A 19,568-nucleotide genomic window follows, 5' to 3' on the forward strand; every position below is an offset into this window, starting at 1 on the left:
CGGCTTCAGCACATAGATAGCCGCTATGCCTACTGCTTCGGCGAAGCATGCAGCGTGCGCTCGATGCGCGGGTCGGGCACCAGCCATATAAGGGCCACCGCTACGTAGGTCGTGCCCGCCAGCCAGGGTAGCCAAAAGCTGCTGACAATGCCCACTAGGTAAAGTACCGGCGAAAGCTTACCCTTCCAGTCGTGCCCCACCGCGTGGGCCAATGGCGAGTCGGGGCCACCATTGACGGCTATCAGGCGATTTTGCAGGAGGAAGTAGGCCACGGCTGAGCCCAGCAGTACGCCACCGTACACGGCCAGCGTGGCCGGTGCAAAGTGATTTTCGCCCATCCAGCCGGTAGCAAAAGGGGTGAGCGAGAGCCAGAACAACAAGTGCAAATTGGCCCATAGCACGCCGCCATTAACCTGGCGGGAGCTGCTGAGCAAATGGTGGTGATTATTCCAGTAAATACCCACGTATATAAAACTCAGCACGTAGCTCAGAAATATTGGCAGCAGCGGCCGCATTGCGGCGAAGTTGCTGCCGTGGGGCACCTTGAGCTCTAGCACCATAATCGTGAGGATGATGGCGAGTACACCATCGCTAAACGCTTCGAGGCGGCCTTTTTGCATGGGGGTAGGGAAGTGCTAATGAGGGTGCCACCTGGAGCGGAGCGGCCACGGGTGCGCTGGGTGGAGCAAGTGCGGCTAAAACAGCGCGGGCAGCGGCTAAATAACCGGCGCAGCCCTACCTCGTGCCCAATAGCTGGGCACGATTGCCACGCTCCTGGCGGCGCTAAGCTAAGCCCAGCGCACAAAAAAAACGCTATCCCGTTGCCAGGATAGCGTTTTTAGAACAGGTGCCGCCATTACTGGCGCTGTGGGTGCTTAGTAAGGCTTGGCGTCGTGCGCCATTTCCTCGGCTTGCCCCACGGCTGCGGTAGCCTGGCGCTCGTTGTACTGGTTGCCGCCTTCGGCATCCGCAGTGGCGTTGGCAGCCTTGATGCCGTCGGCCAGGCGCTTACCCCAGTCCGCGTCGCAGTTAGTGCACAGTTCAATCATCTTGTCCTGAATCACTTTCTCGGCATCGGCCAGCGCGCCAATCATGTTATTCACGAGGTCGTCGCGCTCCCAATCTTCGTGCTGGCGGTAGCGGTCGCCGGCCTGCCCAAAGTTGTTGGTGCGGTCGATGGTCTGGCGCACCAAGCGGGCGTTGTAGCTCGGCGTGTGGTCAGGGCCCTGCGAGGGCGACTCTTTCAAGCCGTTCAGGCTGCTGGGCTCGTAGTTGACGTGCAGGTTCTGGCCGGGGGCCGCGTCTACGTGGAACGTCATCTGGCCGTCGCGCTGGTTGGTAGCCACGTGCTTCTTGGGCGCGTTGATGGGCAGCTGCAAGTAGTTGGGGCCCACGCGGTAGCGCTGGGTATCGGAGTACGAGAAGGTACGGCCTTGCAGCATCTTGTCGTCCGAGAAATCGAGGCCGTCCACGAGTACGCCCGTGCCAAACGCCACTTGCTCTACCTCGGCGAAGTAGTTCTCGGGATTGCGGTTCAGCGTCATCATGCCCACGGGCAGGAAGGGGAACTTGTCTTCGGGCCAGATTTTGGTGTCGTCGAGCGGGTCGAAGTCCAACTCCGGGTGCTCATCGTCCGACATAATCTGCACGCACAGCTCCCATTTCGGGAAGTTGCCCTTCTTGATGTTGTCGAACAGGTCCTGGGTAGCGTGGTTGAAGTTTTTGGCCTGAATGGCTTCAGCTTCGCCCGCGGTCAGGTTTTTAATGCCCTGCTGCGGCTCCCAGTGGTATTTCACCAGTACGGCTTCACCCTGCGCGTTCACCCACTTGTAGGTGTTCACGCCCGAGCCCTGCATCTGGCGGTAGTTGGCCGGAATGCCCCAGGGTGAGAACAGGAAGCTCACCATGTGCATGGCTTCCGGCGTGTTAGCGATAAAGTCGAAGATGCGCTGGCCAGTCTGGCGGTTGAAAACCGGGTCAGGCTTCTGCGAGTGAATCAGGTCGGGAAACTTGATGGCGTCGCGGATAAAGAACACCTTCAGGTTATTACCTACCAAGTCCCAGTTGCCATCTTCAGTATAGAATTTTACCGCGAAGCCACGCGGGTCGCGCAGGGTTTCGGGCGAGTGGCCGCCGTGGCCTACCGTCGAGAAGCGAACAAACGTCGGGGTTTCTTTGCCCTTGGTATTGAACAGCTTAGCGCGGGTGTATTTCTCAATCGGCTCGCCGCCTACGGTGCCGTACGCTTCAAAAATACCGTGGGCGCCGGCACCGCGGGCGTGCACCACGCGCTCCGGGATGCGCTCGCGGTCGAAGTGGCTGATTTTTTCGATGAACTGGTAGTTCTCCAGCGTGGCCGGCCCGCGGCTGCCCACGGTGCGCAAGTTCTGGTTGTTCGAAACGGGGTGGCCCTGGCGGGTAGTCAGGGTTTGAGCATTTTCGCCGCTGGTGGTGCGCTGGTCTTGCGACGAGCCCACACCGTTGACGGCGGTGCCGGTGCCATTAGCGGACGAGTCGTGCCCGTTCTGACCCGAAGAATTTTCTGGGGTGGCCATAAAGTTGAAAGGTTAAGGTTAATTGAAAGTGATACCAAAAGTAGTAAGATTTGTTTGGAGACATTGGGCAAAGTGCACGAAAAAAGGGGTAGTAAGGCAGTGCTCCTACCTTTGCCCGATGCGCCAGCTACTCGTTTTAACGTTTATTTTATGGCTTGTAGCTGGGTTGGGGCTCAGCTTGCTACTGCACGCTACTTCCTATAATGAATTAGTAGCAGCCCTGGCCCAGCCCAATTATGCGGCTGAATATGAAGGCCGTTTGCCCGTGCTCACGCCCGCCCGCTATGAGGCGTTGCAGCTGGGCCTGCAGCTGGTGGCGGGGGTAGGGGCAGCTGGCCTGCTAGTGCTGCGCTTAAAAAGGGGGGTAGGGCGGCGGGCCCGCCGGCGCCCTCAAAATAAAATAGGACAGTCTTGGCAGGAGCTTGCCACACCCCAACGCGTGCTGGTTGCGGGCCTGGGCTTGGCCGCGTTGGGCGTCCGCGCTTGGCTGCTCGTGCAGCAACCCATCACGACCGACGAACTCACCTCGTTCGACTACTACGTGCGGTTGGGCGGGGCCGTGACGGCCAGCAACTATTCGCTGCCCAACAACCACATCCTGTATAACCTGCTGGTGGGTAGCCTGCCGACAGGCGCCCTACCCCCCGACTGGCAGCAGCGGCTGCCGGCCGTACTGATTGGCGTTATGTTGTTGCCAATCAGCTACTTGTTATTGCTGCGCTACTTGCGGTTTGGGGCCGCTACGCTGGCGCTGGGCTTATTCACCTTTACGCCGATGGCGGCCTTTTACAGCATTGCCGGGCGTGGCTACGGCTTGCAACTGGCGGCCGTGGTAGCTGGTTTCTTTGCAACGCTGGCCCTGCTAGCGGGAGGTAGGCGGCGCGAGCCGTGGGTGGTATTTGTGGTAAGCGGCGTGGTGGGGCTCTACGCCGTGCCCACGCACCTCTATGCCCTAGTGGCGCTGGGGCTGGCGCTGCTGGTGGGATTTGGGCGGCAAGCCGGCCGGCAGCGCCAGCTGAATATCGGGCAATTGGGACTCGCCACTTTTGCCATTGGCACGACTACGGCCGTGCTCTACGCCCCAGTGGGGGCCGTTTTGGGCTGGCCGGCTTTGCTGCACAATCCCTATGTGCAGTCGCTGAGCTGGGCAGCATTTGGGCGGGGGCTCTACGACCCATACCTGCTAGGCATGGCCAGCCAACTGTGGGGGCAGGGGCGCGCCAGCCTGCTGGGCTTGGCAGTATTGGCGGGGGTAGGGGCCCTGGCCCTGAGCCGCTGGCGCGGCCCCGCTCGCCACCTGGGTTGGCTGAGCTACGCGCTGGTGTTTTTGCCGCTGCTGCTGCTGGCGGCGCAGCGCGTGTATGTGCCAGCGCGCGCCCTGCTGCCCAGCGTATTGTTTTCCTTCGTTTTGCTAGCGCTGCTGGGGCAAGAAATGCTTGGCCCGTTGGCCGCGCGGCTGCGCGCCCGCTGGCCGCGGTATTGGCAAGCGGGTACCCTGGGGCTGCTACTAGTAACTATCAGTGGCTACGGTATTTACCGCCTTAGCCACGAAGCCGTGGGTATGCGAGCCATTGCCACGCAGCACGCGCACTTGCGCCAGCAGCTGGGGTGGCTGCGGGCGCAGGGCCCCGCCCGCGTGTGGCTCGACTCGTTGAGCCGGCCTTACCAGGGCATCTATTGGTACCACCTAGGTGTGGTGCAGCAAGTGCCCATGCCGCTGGTAGTAGCCAAAACGTTGCCCACCCACGCTACCCAGGCTGGTGCGAACGAATACGCCGTGTTTTGCCGCGGCCGTGGCACGGTGCCCCCGCCTGCCTTGGCGGCGCAAGCGCCCGCCTACACCGATGCCTACATTTACGTGTGGAAATTACCCGCCCTACCCCCCGCCCCGTAGCTCCCATGCCGGCCCGCATTGCGGCGGCGCTGCTGGCCCTCGAAGCCGAACAAGGCATCCGCATTCTTTACGCCTGCGAGTCGGGTAGCCGCGCCTGGGGCTTTCCGTCGCCCGATTCGGACTACGACGTGCGCTTTATTTACTGCCACCCGACTGCCTGGTACCTGCGCCTCGATGAGGGCCCCGACACTCTCAACTTCCCCGTAGACGACGAGCTGGACCTCGCTGGCTGGGAGCTGCGTAAAACTCTGCGCCTGCTGCGTAGCTCCAACGCGGCGCTGTTTGAGTGGCTACAATCGCCCATCGTTTACCACGAGGCGCCGGGGGTTCGGGCACAGTTGGCGCCGCTGCTACCCCCCGCTTTCAACCTCAAGGCCGGCCTGCACCACTACCTGGGCCAGCTGCGGCGGGGCGTGGAGGAAGAATTGCTGGGCGAGGAAGTGCGCCTCAAACGCCTCTTCTATGCCCTACGCTCGGCCCTGGTCGCCCGCTGGATACGCGAGCGGCAAACTCTGCCACCGATGGAATTTGCCCCGCTGCGCGAATTATTACCCGCTGACTTACAAGATGTAGCCAATGATTTGCTAGCTCAGAAAGCTGCGTCGAACGAGAAAACGGTAGTGCCTCGGCCCGCCGCGTTGGTGACCTTTTTAACGGCGGAGTTTGCGGCTGGGCAAGCCGCGCGCGACGGCGGGCTAGCTATGGCGCGAAAAGCAAGCCTGCACGAAGCGCTGGATGCGCTATTTCAGCAACTACTGCTGCCAGTTCTATAAGGAGAAAATTGTTCTCGTATAACCTCGTAAGCGTCTGTTTATAATCTGATTAGCAGAAGCCTTGTGGCGCCTTCGCGGCCCTACCCCCCTGATATGACTATTGTCGACCTGCGCCAGCAGCACCTCATTCTGTTCGAAGCCATCAGCGGTAGCCGCGCCTACGGCACCAATTTGCCGCATTCAGACACGGATTTGAAAGGCGTGTTTGTGCTGCCCGAAAGCCAGTTTTTAGGCCTCGATTACATTCCGCAAGTGGCCAATGAAACCAACGACGAGGTGTTTTACGAGCTGCGCCGCTTCGTGGAACTGCTGCTGAAAAATAACCCAACCGTGCTTGAGCTGCTCGGCACACCCGCCGACTGCGTAGTGTACCAACACCCGCTGTTCGAGCAGTTTAAGGCCCGCGATTTTCTTTCCAAGCTTTGCCACCAAAGCTTCGCCGACTACGCCGTGGCCCAGATTCGCAAGGCCAAGGGGTTGAATAAGAAAATCAACCATCCCGAGCCGCCGGCCCGCAAGTCGGTGCTGGATTTTTGCTACGTTACGGTGGGCGCGGGCGCCCAGCCAGCCGACACTTGGCTGACCCGCCAGGGCCTCCGCGCCGACCAGTGCGGCCTAGCCAAGGTGCCGCACCTAAGCGACTTATACGCCCTTTTTGTAGACCACACGCCCGAGCGCCACCTTGGCTACCGCGGCCTTGTCCGCGACCCCGAAACGTCGCAAGATGTGCTGCTCTCGGCTGTGCCCAAAGGCGAGGCGCCGGTGGCATACTTATCGTTCAACCGCAACGGCTACAGCACCTACTGCCGCGTGTTTCGCGAGTACTGGGAGTGGGTAGCCAAGCGCAACACCGAGCGCTACGAAAACACCGTGCAGCACGGCAAAAACTACGACGCCAAAAACATGCTGCACGTTTTTCGGCTGCTGCAAATGGCCGAGGAAATTGCCCTGACTGGCGAAATCCAGGTGCGCCGCCCCAACCGCGAATTCCTGCTGCAAATCCGGCGCGGCGAGTTCGACTACGCCGAGCTAGTTGCCGAAGCCGAGCGGCTAGTGGCGCACGTAGAAGCCGCTTTTGCCGCTGCTACCTTGCCCGCCGCCCCCGATAAAACCAACGCCGAAGACACGTTGCGGCGGGTGCGCCGGGCCTTTTACCAGGAGTAGGGCTACTTCCAAATAGTGCGCACCCCGGCCAACTCCACGCGGGGTAGGGTGAGGCGGCTGGCCTGCAGCGTAAGCTGGGTAAGCGGCTGGCTAGGAAAGAAAATGCCCGTCATGCACGTCAGCCCGCCGTCGGCAAATAGCTCGGCGGAGGCCGCATCCACCAGCAGCGTAACTTCTTGGGTCGAGCCAGTGCTCAGGCGCGGCGCATACGCCACTTGCGCAAAGCCTTTTTCAGCCGGCGCAAACCCCACATTGCCCGATTTGCTGCGGTCGAAATAATAAGCCTTGCGCTCCTGGTTGTAGCCGATGGTCACTTCGTCGCCGGCCTTATTTTGCAGCACAAGGGCCCACGTTTTGGCCTCCGGCACGGTGAGTTTTAGCTGGAAGCGGCCAGTAGGATTGGTGAGGTGCTTGCCCAGGTCGTAGCGGCCATCTACGGCCACGTTGTTGAGGGTTATGGGGTTATCAGTCAGTTTGCTTAGCCCCGCAATGGGCTGCGACGCCAGCAACAGCTGGCCCTGCGCCGAACGCAGGTGCAGGGTGCGTGGCACCGTCATGGCGCTGCGCCAGGGGCTGGTGGGCACCTGCTGGCCGTAGTTCCAGTTGCTCATCCAGCCAATGAGGGTCGGCGAGCTGCCGGTGGGTAAGTTTACCCACGTCACGCCGGCGTAGTTGTCGGGGCCATAGTCGAGCCAGTGGGTGCCGGGCAGGGTAGGGCGAAACGCGTGGCCATCGAACTCGCCCACAAAGTACTGGGTAGCCGAGCCGCTGTTGGGGCCGCCGGGGTTCATGTTCACAATCAGCACGTAGTGCGGCTGGCCCTGCTCGTCGGCTACTTGCAGCAAATCGGGGCACTCCCACACGCCGCCGTGCGCGCCCAGCGCGCGGCCAAAGTCACTTTCCTTGGTCCAGGCGAGCAGGTTTTTCGACGAATAAAATTCCACGTGGTCGTGGGCCGACAGCGCCATCAGCCACTTGTTGCCCGGGGCGTACCAGCTCACCTTGGGGTCGCGAAAATCGCGGCTACCCTGGTTCTTAACCACCGGGTTCTGGGCGTATTTCTGCCAGGTTTGACCGTGGTCGAGGCTGTAGGCCAGGCTCTGATTTTCGACGTCGGGGCGGCCGGCTTTTTCGCGCTTTTCGCTGTGGCTGGTGTACAATGCCACGAGCGGCGGCTGGCCGGGCTTGCCCAGGCCGCTGGTATTTTGGGCGTCGAGCACGGCGCTACCCGAAAAAATCAGTCCCAGGCTATCCGGCGCGAGGGCCGTAGGCTGCTGCTGCCAGTGCACTAAATCGGGGCTGGTAGCGTGGCCCCAATGGATATTGCCCGCCACCGGCGCCGTAGGGTTTTGCTGAAAAAAAAGGTGGTAGGTACCGTTCTCATACACCAAGCCGTTGGGGTCATTCATCCAGTTCTCCTTGGGCGAAAAGTGGAATTGCGGCCGGTATGCTTCGTGGTAGGGCCGCGGTGCGGCGCTAGCCGTCTGCGTGTCTTTGTCGGATTGGGAGGGCGATGACTGGCAGCTTGCCAGTGCCGCCAGAGCTAGTACCAAGTACTTTTTTGGCATGCGGGGTGGGTAGAAAAGAAGTGCGTTAGTGGCTGACAAAAAGCAAGGTAGCAGCCACCCGCTAAATTGGGCCCGGCTACCTCCTCTTCCTCGTTTGGAAATGCCCTAATAATGTACTCTTTATGCCCAACTAAAAATGGACCTTCGTACGTTTATTCACTAGCCGCTCATTGGCGGTATACCTCCGTTATGATACTCTCTAATGACCTTCTCATTTCGCGCGGCGAAGTTCTTCAGCAGCTCGAAGGTTATCTGAAAGATAATATTTACTCCTTTCTGAAGAAGGTAGAAGACAGTTGGCAGCCCGCCGACTACCTGCCCGATTCGCGCCGCGATACCTTCTTCGACGAAGTAAAGGAGTTGCGCGAAAGAGCTACCGGTCTCAGCTACGACCTGCTGGCCGTGCTCATCGGCGATACCATCACCGAGGAGGCTTTGCCCAATTACGAGGCCTGGTTTCACGAGCTTGACAACCTGAACCGCGACCGCGACAACGGCTGGGCGCAGTGGATTCGGGGCTGGACGGCCGAGGAAAACCGCCACGGCGACTTGCTCAACCGCTACCTCTACCTCAGCGGCCGCGTGAACATGCGCGAGTTTGAGTTTTCGACCCAGCACCTCATCAACGACGGCTTCGACCTGGGCACGGCCAACGACCCGTACCGCTCGTTTGTGTACACGAGCTACCAGGAAATGGCCACCAACGTATCGCACCGCCGCGTGGGCCAATTGGCCCGCCAGGCCGGCGACGACCAGCTTTCCAAAATTTGCGGCATGATTGCCGGCGACGAAAATCGCCACGCCCGCGCCTACAAAACCTTCGTAGACAAGATTTTCGAGCTCGACCCGAGCGAGATGATGCTGGCTTTTGAAGACATGATGCGCAAGAAAATCGTGATGCCGGCCCACTACATGCGCGAGTTTGGCGTGGAAATGGGCAAGACGTTCGGCCACTTCACCGATGCCGCCCAGCGCATTGGCGTATACACCAGCGCCGACTATACCGACATTCTCGACACGCTCATCAGCGAGTGGAAAATTGCCGACCGCACCGGCCTCACCGGCCCCGCCGAGAAAGCGCGCGACTACGTAATGGCCCTGCCCGCCCGCCTGCGCCGCGTGAGCGACCGCATGCCAGTGCCCAAGCTAGAATACAAGTTTAAGTGGATTAGCTAGCAGGCTGCTGCCAAGCCTACCCCCCTAAAAAAGCCCCGACTGCCCAAGCGGTCGGGGCTTTTTTAGGGGGGTAGGCTTGGCAGTAACTATCCCGTAACTATTAGGTGGCGGGCGGGGTATGAGAGGGCACCAATAACCTCCTCTATCCCATGGCTCAGCAAACGCAGGCCGCCTACTACACCGAGTTTGGCGGCATTGATAAAATTAAAATTGGCTTGCTCGACCTGCCCGAAGTGGGCGAAGGCGACGTGCTGCTGCGCGTGAAAGCGGCCGGCGTCAACCCCGTTGATTACGTGGTGCGCGAAGGCCACTTTCAGCAAGTAGTGTCCAATGTCTTCCCGGCCGTACCGGGTTGGGACGTGGCCGGCATCGTGGAAAAGCGCGGCCACGGCGCCTCGCGGTTTGCCGAAGGCGCCGAAGTGTACGGCTACGTGCGCCGCCCCGTGGTGCAGCACGGCACCTTCGCCGAGCACGTGGTGGTGCCCGAATGCTACTTGGCCCTGCGGCCCGAAAAGCTGACGTGGGAGGCAGCCGGTGGCCTGCCGCTGGCGGGTCTCACGGCCTATCAATCGGTTATCAAAGCAGGGAAGTTGAGAGGCGGCGAAACCGTGCTTATCCTCGGCGCTTCGGGAGGGGTAGGGGGCACGGCCATTCAGCTGGCTAAAAGCGTGGGCGCCACGGTAATTGCCGTGGCCAGCGCTCAAAATGCCGACCACATGAAAGAGCTGGGTGCCGACTTCACCATCGACTACAAAGCCGGCCCGGTGGCCGAAGCGGTGAAAAAGGTAGCGCCCGAAGGCGTTGATTTACTGTTCGATGCCGTTAGTGGCGACACGCTCACGCAAAGCTTAGCGGCGCTCAAGCCCAACGGCCGCCTCATTTCGGTGCTCAACGATGGCAAAAGCTTGCACCTGCCGGCTGGGATTTACTTCACCCACGTGATGGCCCAACCCAGCGTGCCCGACCTCGACCACCTGCGCGAGCTGGCTGATGCGGGCCAGCTGCAAGTACCCATCGCCGGTACATTCTCATTGGCCGATGCGCAGAAGGCCTTCGAGCAGATTGAAACAAAGCACACGACGGGTAAAGTAGTCATTGTGCCGTAGGTAACACGCTGCCAGCAAACGTCCTACTGCCTTTGGTAGCAAGACGTTTGCTGGGAACTGTGGTGGTAAGATAGGGCGAATTACTTTTCGATTTTTACGCCTTTCCAGAAGGCGACCATGTCTTTAATATTAGCAGCGGCGTGGCTGGTTTCGGGGTAAAACCAGGCGGCATCCTTATTCAACTCGCCGTTCACGCGCAGGGAATAGTAGCTGGCGCGGCCCTTCCAGGGGCAGGAAGTGTGGGCGATGCTGTCCTCAAAAAATTCTTTTTTGAGCGAGTCCTTGGGGAAGTAGTGGTTGTTTTCCACCACGATAGTGTCGTCGCTCTCGGCCACGACGGTGTTGTTCCAGATGGCTTTCATAGGATAATGAACATTGACGCGGCAGGCGTTGTTTTTGCTGCACTACCGTTACGTAGATTCTATGGCTATTGGTGTTCGCTTTCGTGATTTTGTGCCCGATGAAAACTCGGGCGATAAGGGGTTTGAGCAGCTATTTAAGCTGTTTATGCAGCTCATCACCATTACCAGTGGCGATGTGGGCGAGGCCTTACAGTGGCTCAATGAGCTAGACAAGCAGTATGGCCTGACCGACAACGACTACGGTATGGGCAACTTCATTGATGACCTCAAAAAGAAAGGTTACATTGATGAGAATGAGCAGGAGCGGGGCGAGCTGAAAATCACGCCCAAGACCGAGCAAAAAATCCGAAAGTCGGCGCTCGAAGAAATCTTTGGCAAGCTCAAGAAAGGCAGCACCGGCAACCACCACACGCCCCACACCGGGCAGGGCGACGAGCAGAGCACCGACCTGCGCGAGTTTCGGTTCGGCGATTCGCTGGAGCAGATTCAGATGACCGAATCTATCCGCAATGCGCAGCTTAACCACGGCATGGAAGGCGACAGCTTTATGCTCACGGAAGGCGACCTCGAAGTGCGCGAAAACGAGCACAAATCACAGACCAGCACGGTGTTGATGATTGACATCTCGCACTCGATGATTTTGTATGGCGAGGACCGCATTACGCCGGCCAAGAAGGTGGCCATGGCCTTGGCCGAACTCGTGAAGCAGAAATACCCCAAGGATACGCTCGACGTGATTGTGTTTGGCAACGACGCCTGGCAGATTGAGGTGAAGGATTTGCCTTACCTGCAAGTTGGCCCCTACCACACCAATACGGTGGCGGGCCTAGAGCTAGCCATGGACTTGCTGCGCAAGCGCAAAACGCCTAACAAGCAGATTTTCATGATTACGGATGGCAAGCCTACCTGCCTCAAAGAGCCCGGCGGCTACTATAAAAACTCGTTTGGCCTCGACCGCAAGGTGGTGAACAAAACGCTGAACCTGGCCGCCGCCGCCCGCCGTATCAAGATTCCGATTACCACGTTCATGATTACCTCCGACCCGTATTTGCAGAAATTCGTGGAGGAATTTACGGAGGTGAACCAGGGCAAAGCTTACTATTCGGGGCTGAAAGGCCTAGGCCACCTGGTGTTTGAAGACTACAAAAAGAACCGGCGTAAGTCGCTGTAAATAAATTTTTTTAGGCTGGGCTAAAAGGGAGGGGTAGGGCATAGTGTCCTACCCCTCCCTTTTTTGTGGGCTGGCACTAGGTTGTGCCAGGCTGGCTTAGCGGGTGGCTACAGCGGGGCTGCTCAACGGAACATTATTGGTTAGCTTCGGCACCGATTGGAGGTAAGCGTAGAGGGCGGCGGTCTCCGCGTCCGTCATGGTAGTGTACTTGGGCATGGGCGCGCGCAGCGGGCCGTGCGGCGACTGGCCAACGCGCAAGGCGGCAGCTAGTTGCGCCGGCGTCCAGGTGCCGATGCCGGTGGCGCGGTCGCCGGTAATGTTGCGCGAGAGAACGGGCTGGCCTTGGGCATCAACGAGCGCGTTGCCCCCCCCGAGGTAGCCCGCCGACTGCTCGGGGTGCAGGGCGTTGTTAGTTTTAAAATCGTGGGAATGGCATTCGTAGCACTGGTAGCGGCCCACCACTAGGTAGTGGCCGTAGGCCACCGTATCGGTGGGGGCCGGGGCCACGTGGGGGCCGGGCACCAAGGGCGTGGGCTTCATCACGGTGTTGGCCAGGGCTTTCAGCAAGAAGGAAGGCTCCTGCTCGTGCGAGGGGGTAGGGTCTGCCTTCACCCAGGGGTGGCCCGAGTGCAGGAAGGCCAGCACCGCCTGCACGTCTTCGTCCGACATATACACGAAGTGCGGCATAATGAGGCGGTAGCGCTGGTCGCGCCCAATGCCGGTGCGCAGCAAGGCCACGATTTCGGCATCCGTCCAGGCCCCAATACCGTGGGCAGGGTCTTGGGTAATATTGGCCGCGTAAACAGCCCCGAATTCTTTGGGCGTATCGAGCAGTTGGTGGCCCGAAAGCCGGCCGGTTTGCTGGTTGAGGTGGCAGTCGGCGCAGCTGGCCTGCACCAGCTTTTCGCCAAGGGCTAGCTGCGCCGGGGCGCCGGGGGCTACGGCGGCGGCAGCCACCTGCGGCACCGTATAGCGTGGAATGCCGCGCGCCTGCACGTAGAGCGCGAAAACAACCACGACCACAACAGCCAGCGTCAGCAAGCCGCCCAGGATGCGGAAAATTTGTTTCATAGTGGTGAGCAGTAAGGTGTTGCGGCAAGTATAAGCATAAAAGCTAACACGCCGCCTACCCCCCTCCAAAACTCCCGGCAATTAGCCTGAACCTCAGGGCCAGTTAGTGGGTTTAAGGGCTAATGAAGCACGAAACTATCCGCACCCTGGGCCAGCTCCGCGCCAGTGGTTACCAGCCCCGCACTGTGAAACAAGAGTTGCGGGAGAATCTCATTCTAAAACTCAAAAACAAAGAGGAAGTATTTCCGGGTATTTTCGGCTACGAAGAAACCGTTATCCCAGAGTTGCAGCGCGCCATTTTGGCTGGGCACCACATCAACCTGTTGGGCTTGCGTGGCCAGGCTAAAACGCGCATTGCGCGCCTACTCATCAACTTGCTCGATGAGTACGTGCCGATGGTAGCGGGTTCGGAGCTGAACGACGACCCGTTGCAGCCGCTCTCAGTTTTCGCCAAAAACCTGATTGCCGAGCAGGGCGACGACACGCCCGTGAGCTGGCTGGCCCGCGCCGACCGCTACACCGAAAAACTAGCTACCCCCGATGTGTCGGTAGCCGACCTCATCGGCGATGCCGACCCCATTAAAGCTGCTACTCTCAAGCTGCCGTATAGCGACGAGCGCGTGATTCACTTCGGCTTGATTCCGCGGGCGCACCGCGGCATTTTCGTGATTAACGAATTGCCCGACTTGCAGGCGCGTATTCAAGTGTCGTTGTTCAATATTTTGCAGGAAGGCGACATTCAAATTCGCGGGTTTAAGGTGCGCCTACCCCTCGATATTCAGTTCGTATTCACGGCCAACCCCGAGGACTATACCAACCGCGGCAGCATCGTGACGCCGCTCAAAGACCGGATTGACGCGCAGATTATCACGCACTATCCGAAGACCATTGAAATCGGCAAGCGCATTACCAAGCAGGAAGCCCGCATCAAAGAGGAGCAGAAAGGCCTGGTAACCAGCAACGAAATCATGCACGACCTGGTGGAGCAAGTAGCCGTGGAGGCTCGCGGCTCCGAGTTTGTAGATGCTAAGTCGGGCGTGTCGGCTCGCCTCACCATCTCGGCCTACGAGCAGGTAATTGCCGGGGCCGAGCGCCGCGCGCTCATTAACGGCGAAACCAGCACCTACGTGCGCGTGGCTGACTTCATTTCGGCCGTGCCCGCCATCACGGGCAAGGTAGAACTGGTGTACGAAGGCGAGCAGGAAGGCGCCGGCATTGTGGCCGAAAAGTTGATGGGTAAGGCTATCCGTACCCTGTTCCTGACCTACTTTCCCGACCCCGATAAGTCGAAGAAACTCAAGAACCGCCCCTCTCCTTACAAAACGGTGCAGGAGTGGTTTGGCACTGGCAATACGCTGGACATTCTGCACGATGCCAGCACCGCCGACTACCGCGCTGCCCTCGACAAAGTGCCCGGCCTGCGCGACATCGTGACGGAACTGCACCCCAAGGAGGACGTCGAAACCACGTATTTCCTGATGGAGTTCTTGCTGCACGGCTTGGCCGAGCACTCGCTGATTTCGCGCAATCGCCTCACGGCCGGTGCCCAGTTCAAGGACTTGCTGTCGTCGATGTTTACCATGCCCAGCTTTGGGGATGACGACGATGACGACGAGGACGAGAAGCCCCGCCGCCGCCGCTAAGGTGCTTAGCTAACCAACAAAAAAGCCCCGTTGCCTCAGTAGGCAACGGGGCTTTTTTCTGTGCATCGTGTCAGGCTACGCTTGCTCGTCGTCGAGTACTACAATCTTGGTAATCTCGTCGTTGCCGCGAATCTGGTCAATCACTTCTACGCCCTCGACAACTTTGCCGAATACCGTGTGCACCCGGTCGAGGTGAGCAGTATTCTGACGGTCGTGAACGATGAAGAACTGCGAGCCGCCCGTGTTTTTGCCGGCGTGGGCCATGCTAAGCACGCCGCGCTCGTGGTACTGGTGGCCGCCGCTGGTTTCGCAGTCGATTTTGTAGCCGGGGCCGCCGGTGCCGGGCTGGCCTTTGGCGCCCGGCTTGGTGTTGGGGTCGCCGCCCTGAATCATGAAATTCGGGATAACGCGGTGAAACTTGGTGCCGTCGTAGAAGCCTTTGCTGGCCAGGTCGGTGAAATTCTTAACGGTGTTCGGAGCATCTTGCTCGTAAAACTCAACTTTCATAACGCCCTTAGGCGTGTGGATTTCAGCGGTTTTCATTTAACTAACGCTAGGGGTAAGGGGTAAGAAACTACTCAGGCTACTGGGTAAGAGCGGCACGAAGGTAAAACAGCCCACCGTGGCCGGGGTTTGCGTAAACCGAAGCAAGCAGTTTATACGTAAGGAGGGCTAGTAATTTACCGTAATTCCTCTTTCTTTTTTCCATGAAGAAGCTTTTCTTCCCCGCCGCGGCTACCCTTGCCCTTTCGTTGGGCCTTGCTAGCTGCGGCAGCGACAAAACCGCTGAAACCACCACTACAACCACCGACGCCAGCAACACCAACCCCGCCGATTCGGTAGCGGCAATGGCCGGCGACTCGGCCCGCATGGCCAAGCCTGGCGGCGTGATGGTAGATGGCGTGGCCATGACGGCTGATAAAGACATCGTAGACAACGCGATGGGCGCCAAAAGCGTGAGCACGCTCGTGTCGTTGGTAAAGCAGGCAGGCTTGGTAGAAACGTTGAAAGGCGCGGGCCCCTTCACCGTGTTTGCCCCTACCAATGCCGCGTTTGACAAGCTGCCCAAAGCGGCTATCGCTACCCTCAAGGCCCCCGCCAACGCCGCTAAACTGAAAGGCGTGTTGACCTACCACGTGATTGCCGGCCGCCTGCTAGCCGCTGACCTCAAAGATGGCCAGGAGCTAACTACCGTGAACGGCGAAAAGCTGCACATCTCGGTGAAAGATGGTAAAGTAATGGTTAGCAATGGTAAAGATGCTCCTGCTGCCGTAGCCATTGCCGACGTTATTTCGAAAAACGGCGTTACCCACGTTATCGACGGCGTGCTGCTGCCATTGGCAAAATAAGTTGGGAACAAGCTAAAAGAACGTCCTGCTGAGCAAAGCGAAGCATCTCGGTCGCGTTACATTGGTCACTAGTCCAACGGCGTGCGCGAGATGCTTTACTTTGTTCAGCAGGACGTTCTTTTGTTGTCTGCCGGCTCTACAGTCCCGCGTCTTCCGACACACGCTTGGCGAAGCTAGCCCAGTCTACATCGGGCTCACCCAAGGCCACAGTGGCCGTGAGGCGGTCGCGGATGAGGTTAGCAAATGGCATCGGCACAGCCTGCTTGTAAGCCTCCTGCACCACCAGGTTCATATCCTTGCGGATGATGGCGGGCGGCGCACCCACGGGCTGGTAGTGCTGCTCGGCAATGAGCTTGCCGTAGCTCTTGTAAATAGGATTATTAAAGAGCGTGCTTGTGAGCATCTCGTAGAAGCCCACGCGGTCGAGGCCACACTTTTCGGCCAACGTCAGGGCTTCGGCCAGGCCCTCGATAACGGTGCCGAGCAGAAAATTGCCGCAGAGCTTGGCCACGCTTGCTGCGCCGGGGTCATCGCCAAAGTCGTGGGTGCCCTGGCCAATGGCGGCTTGGGCGGCCTTGAGGCGCTCGCGGCCTTCGGCCGCGCCCGACGAGCCGACCCACAGCTTGCCCGCGGCGGCCACATCGGGCTTGCCAAATACGGGCGAAGCCACGAGCACCGAGCCGTGGGCGGCGTGGGCTTCGGCCAGGCGGCGGTTGGTATCGGGGGCCACGGTGCTACACGAAGCGTGAATAGCGCCGGGGCGCAAGGTGCTCAAAATACCATCGGGGCCAGTAGTGATGTCCGTGAGCGCCTGGTCATCAGTCAGCATCGTGAACACGATATCGGCCTCGCGCACGGCTTCGGCGGGCGTAGCCGCCACAGTGGCGCCTTGCGCGCGCAAGTGCTCGGCCTTGGCCGCTGTGCGGTTATAAACAGTAAGGGGGAACCCAGCTTGAAGCAGGTTGGCAGCCATGGCGGCGCCCATGCTGCCCAGGCCCAAAAAGGCAATTTTATCAGCCATAAAAAGTAGAAAAACGGGAATGGCTGCGTGTACGCAAAAATTAGGGGGTAGGGCTGGGTGCCGGAGCGGCCGAGTCGGGCACGCTGGCTGCCGGGGCCGGGGTAGGGGCCGCTGCTAGGCTATCCGCCGGGGGCTGCTTCAAGAGCGGCGGGTTGTCCACTTTTGTTTCAGGCAGCGAAGTAGTTGCCTCAGTAGGTTGCGCAGTGCTGGTATCCGCCCGGCCGGCGGCGGCCGCCCCAACGGTATCTAGCTCCTCGGCAGGCTCGTCTGCCGTTTCGGTGGGCTCCGGGTCGTTTTTAAGGCGGTGCTGGGCCGTAGTAACGGGGCGGGGGGTAGGCGGATGCACGACGCGCACCAGCCCCCACACGCCTGCCCCAGCCCCCACCAAAGCAACGGCCACCAGCCCCCAGCGCTCGGCCTGCCGCAGCCGCCGAATGGCAGGGTTGCGCCCTGCCGCCGGGGCCGCGGGCGGGGCCTGCATGGGTAAAGAGGGGGTAGGCGCGAGCGGCCCAGCGGCGGGCTGCAATTGCCCGATGAGCTGCCCTAGCTGCCGAATACGAGTGTCCAGCTCGTGGTTGCGGGCGGCTAGCTCGGCACGCGTGGTGCGCAGCGATTCCTCCAGCGCGGCTTTGGCTTGCTGCTCGGCCTGGCGCTCGGCGGCCGACTGCCCGGCCTGGGCCAGCTGCTGCCGCAGCAGGGCGAGGTCTTGCTCGCGAGCGGCTTCGCGGGCAGCCGCTTCGCGCCGCTGCTGGTGCAGCTCGGCTTGCAGCTCTTGGCGCAGTTGCTGGAGGCGTGCCTGCTCCTGCTGGTCACGCAGGTAGGTGGGGGGTAGGGGCTGGCCGCCGTAGGGCGGGTCGGCCGGAATATCTTCGGCCCCAAGCCAGCGCCACAGCTGCCGCAGCTTTTGTTCTAGAAAATTCTGTGGTGCCTCGTCAAAGTCGTCGGCTGGCTCCGAAGAAAGGTCATTCTCCGCCAATTCGGCCGTCAGCTGGTCGGCCCAAGTCAGCAAGTATTGTTCAGATAGAACGTTTTCGGCGGCGCTGGCTAACTGGTGCAGCCGCGCTGGCAACTGCTCTGCGGTGGCCACTAGCTGAAAATCGTGCGCGGCCGCATGCTGGTGCAACTGCGCTTCCACGGCGGGCCCAAACGTAAGCGGCGCCTCAAACAGGGCCAGCCCGGCGCAAGGGGGTAGGGCCGCCGGCGTTAGGCTCAGCTGCTCGCCCAGCCAAGCCAGCGCGGCCGGCTGCTGCTGGCGGTAGTGGGCAAAGGGGTTATCGGCACCGTCGCGGCCGGGCAAGGGCCGCCCGTCGAGCTGCCAGGTGCCGTAGGCGAGCGTTGGTATTGTCAGGTGCCCGTGGTGGGGCGTCAGCACCACGAGCGCTAGGCCGGCGGGCTGCACAATTAGGGCGTCCGCCTCAATGGATGTAAACGCGGCCAGGTTGCCCAAAAGCACAGTAGTGAGCGCCCCGCTGTCGGCGTATAGCGCGGCCTGCACTGCCTCGTATTGCCGCTGCCGGGCCGCATCCGCGAAGGGTACCGGAAGGAGGCTAACCAGCATGTAAGGTAAAAATTAGGCGTTAAAGATTATAAAAGCGGAAGTCAGCTGAAAGTTCACTCTTCGAGCTGTGTTGCCACAAGCGGAGGGCAGGCCTCAAGACCTGTTGCCTACCCCTAGCAAGTTGTGCCAGCGAGCCGCACCCTGAAAGACTAATTTGTGAACACTTAATCCGCTCTACCGGCTGCTAGTGTCGGTTGTCCTCGTCGGCGAGCATACTGAGGTAGCTCTCGTAGCGGGGCACGGCCAGTTTGCCTTTATCAACTGCTTCGATAACGGCGCAGCCGGGCTCGTGCACGTGGCGGCAGTTGTGGTAGCGGCACTGGTTGAGGAGGGCGCGCATCTCGGGGAAATAGCCGGCCAGCTCGGCCGCGGGCACATCCACGAGTCCCAGCTCCTTGATGCCAGGCGTGTCGATGAGGTAGGTGCCGGGCGCCACCTCCAGCATTTCGGCGAAAGTAGTGGTGTGCTTGCCCTTATCCGAAAAGGAACTGATTTCGGCCGTTTTCAAGTCCAAATCGGGCACTAGGGCATTGATGAGCGTGCTTTTGCCCACGCCCGAATGGCCCGACAGCAGCGACGTTTTGCCGGGCAGCAGCGCCTCCACGGCCGCCACGTTGTCGCCCGATTCGGCAGCGCACAGCACGCTGGGGTAGCCCACGCTGGCGTACATGCCGGCAATCTGGCGCTGGTAGTCCAGGGTATCCTCGTCGTACAGGTCCGACTTGTTGAAAATGAGCATGGCCGGAATATGGTAGGCTTCCGCCGTTACCAAAAACCGGTCGATAAAGCCAAACGACGTAGCCGGCGACACCAATGTAACCACCAGCAGCGCCTGGTCGAGGTTGGCGGCCACAATGTGGGCGTGCTCGCTCTTGTGCACCGAGCGCCGGATGATGTAGTTGCGGCGCGGCGCGATGGTATGAATCACGCCCGCACCCTCCGACTGCTCAGGCAGGTCGAAGTCTACCACGTCGCCCACGGCCAGCGGGTTGCTCACCTTCAGGCCTTTATTCTTGAATTTGCCCCGCAGCCGGCAGCGGTAAAGCAGCCCGGTTTGGCCCCGCACGATATACCACGAGCCGGTAGATTTTATGATGATGCCGTTCATGGAGGGGGTAGGCGAGGGGGTACTAACTGGCATGGCGAAGAGAAACAGC

At 60.2% G+C, this 19,568-nt stretch carries 17 protein-coding genes; 8 read left to right on the forward strand and 9 right to left on the reverse strand.

Features of this window, described 5'->3' with window-relative positions; all coding sequences use genetic code 11:
- Nucleotides 1–29: 29 nt before the first annotated feature.
- Nucleotides 30–620, reverse strand: a complete 591-nt coding sequence (locus GO988_RS04040; protein ID WP_157562221.1) for a TMEM175 family protein — start codon at nt 618–620, stop codon at nt 30–32.
- Between the two features lie 255 nt (nt 621–875).
- Nucleotides 876–2,555, reverse strand: a complete 1,680-nt coding sequence (locus GO988_RS04045) for a catalase (RefSeq protein ID WP_157562222.1) — start codon at nt 2,553–2,555, stop codon at nt 876–878.
- 118 nt (nt 2,556–2,673) lie between these two features.
- On the opposite strand from GO988_RS04045, the gene GO988_RS04050 reads away from it, so the two are divergent.
- From GO988_RS04050 to GO988_RS04060, 3 genes are all read left to right on the forward strand, one after another.
- Nucleotides 2,674–4,449 carry a hypothetical protein gene (locus GO988_RS04050; RefSeq protein ID WP_157562223.1) on the forward strand — a complete coding sequence of 592 codons (1,776 nt, stop codon included), beginning with the start codon at nt 2,674–2,676 and terminating at the stop codon, nt 4,447–4,449.
- Complete coding sequence (locus GO988_RS04055; RefSeq protein ID WP_157562224.1) at nt 4,416–5,222, forward strand: nucleotidyltransferase domain-containing protein; 807 nt, start codon at nt 4,416–4,418, stop codon at nt 5,220–5,222. The genes GO988_RS04050 and GO988_RS04055 overlap by 34 nt, the downstream gene beginning before the upstream one ends.
- A 93-nt stretch (nt 5,223–5,315) precedes the next feature.
- The gene (locus tag GO988_RS04060) at nt 5,316–6,386 is read left to right on the forward strand and encodes a nucleotidyltransferase domain-containing protein (protein WP_157562225.1); all 1,071 of its coding nucleotides are present in this window, start codon (nt 5,316–5,318) and stop codon (nt 6,384–6,386) included.
- 2 nt (nt 6,387–6,388) lie between these two features.
- On the opposite strand, the gene GO988_RS04065 is transcribed toward GO988_RS04060, so the two are convergent.
- Nucleotides 6,389–7,954: a glycoside hydrolase family 32 protein gene (locus GO988_RS04065; protein WP_157562226.1), complete on the reverse strand. Its 1,566-nt coding sequence runs from the start codon at nt 7,952–7,954 to the stop codon at nt 6,389–6,391.
- Between the two features lie 189 nt (nt 7,955–8,143).
- On the opposite strand from GO988_RS04065, the gene GO988_RS04070 reads away from it, so the two are divergent.
- Both GO988_RS04070 and GO988_RS04075 read left to right on the forward strand, forming a co-directional pair.
- Nucleotides 8,144–9,130, forward strand: coding sequence for an acyl-ACP desaturase (locus GO988_RS04070; protein ID WP_157562227.1), 987 nt, complete (start codon nt 8,144–8,146; stop codon nt 9,128–9,130).
- Nucleotides 9,131–9,279: 149 nt separating this feature from the next.
- On the forward strand, nt 9,280–10,236 hold the full coding sequence (locus tag GO988_RS04075) for an NADP-dependent oxidoreductase (RefSeq protein ID WP_157562228.1): 957 nt from the start codon (nt 9,280–9,282) through the stop codon (nt 10,234–10,236).
- 80 nt (nt 10,237–10,316) lie between these two features.
- Here GO988_RS04075 and GO988_RS04080 read toward each other — a convergent pair whose 3' ends face one another.
- Nucleotides 10,317–10,598 carry a DUF427 domain-containing protein gene (locus GO988_RS04080; protein WP_157562229.1) on the reverse strand — a complete coding sequence of 94 codons (282 nt, stop codon included), beginning with the start codon at nt 10,596–10,598 and terminating at the stop codon, nt 10,317–10,319.
- Between the two features lie 61 nt (nt 10,599–10,659).
- Between GO988_RS04080 and GO988_RS04085 the strand changes: the two genes are divergently transcribed.
- The gene (locus GO988_RS04085; protein WP_157562230.1) at nt 10,660–11,769 is read left to right on the forward strand and encodes a vWA domain-containing protein; all 1,110 of its coding nucleotides are present in this window, start codon (nt 10,660–10,662) and stop codon (nt 11,767–11,769) included.
- A gap of 96 nt (nt 11,770–11,865) precedes the next feature.
- On the opposite strand, the gene GO988_RS04090 is transcribed toward GO988_RS04085, so the two are convergent.
- Nucleotides 11,866–12,840 carry a c-type cytochrome gene (locus GO988_RS04090; protein WP_157562231.1) on the reverse strand — a complete coding sequence of 325 codons (975 nt, stop codon included), beginning with the start codon at nt 12,838–12,840 and terminating at the stop codon, nt 11,866–11,868.
- 122 nt (nt 12,841–12,962) lie between these two features.
- Between GO988_RS04090 and GO988_RS04095 the strand changes: the two genes are divergently transcribed.
- A complete protein-coding gene (locus GO988_RS04095; RefSeq protein ID WP_157562232.1) occupies nt 12,963–14,483 on the forward strand; it encodes a sigma 54-interacting transcriptional regulator in 1,521 nt (506 codons plus the stop codon).
- A gap of 75 nt (nt 14,484–14,558) precedes the next feature.
- Here GO988_RS04095 and GO988_RS04100 read toward each other — a convergent pair whose 3' ends face one another.
- Nucleotides 14,559–15,026, reverse strand: a complete 468-nt coding sequence (locus tag GO988_RS04100; RefSeq protein WP_157562233.1) for a peptidylprolyl isomerase — start codon at nt 15,024–15,026, stop codon at nt 14,559–14,561.
- Between the two features lie 164 nt (nt 15,027–15,190).
- On the opposite strand from GO988_RS04100, the gene GO988_RS04105 reads away from it, so the two are divergent.
- Nucleotides 15,191–15,832: a fasciclin domain-containing protein gene (locus tag GO988_RS04105; protein ID WP_157562234.1), complete on the forward strand. Its 642-nt coding sequence runs from the start codon at nt 15,191–15,193 to the stop codon at nt 15,830–15,832.
- 136 nt (nt 15,833–15,968) lie between these two features.
- Here the strand turns inward: GO988_RS04105 and GO988_RS04110 are convergent, their stop codons facing one another.
- The 3 genes from GO988_RS04110 to rsgA all read right to left on the reverse strand — a co-directional run bounded on the left by GO988_RS04110 (nt 15,969) and on the right by rsgA (nt 19,519).
- Nucleotides 15,969–16,853: an NAD(P)-dependent oxidoreductase gene (locus GO988_RS04110; protein WP_157562235.1), complete on the reverse strand. Its 885-nt coding sequence runs from the start codon at nt 16,851–16,853 to the stop codon at nt 15,969–15,971.
- Between the two features lie 40 nt (nt 16,854–16,893).
- Nucleotides 16,894–18,411: a hypothetical protein gene (locus GO988_RS04115; protein ID WP_157562236.1), complete on the reverse strand. Its 1,518-nt coding sequence runs from the start codon at nt 18,409–18,411 to the stop codon at nt 16,894–16,896.
- A gap of 184 nt (nt 18,412–18,595) precedes the next feature.
- Nucleotides 18,596–19,519: a ribosome small subunit-dependent GTPase A gene (gene rsgA, locus GO988_RS04120; RefSeq protein WP_157562825.1), complete on the reverse strand. Its 924-nt coding sequence runs from the start codon at nt 19,517–19,519 to the stop codon at nt 18,596–18,598.
- Between the last annotated feature and the right edge of the window lie 49 nt (nt 19,520–19,568).

This window comes from Hymenobacter ginkgonis (assembly GCF_009755225.1).
Classification (GTDB): Bacteria; Bacteroidota; Bacteroidia; order Cytophagales; family Hymenobacteraceae; genus Hymenobacter; species Hymenobacter ginkgonis.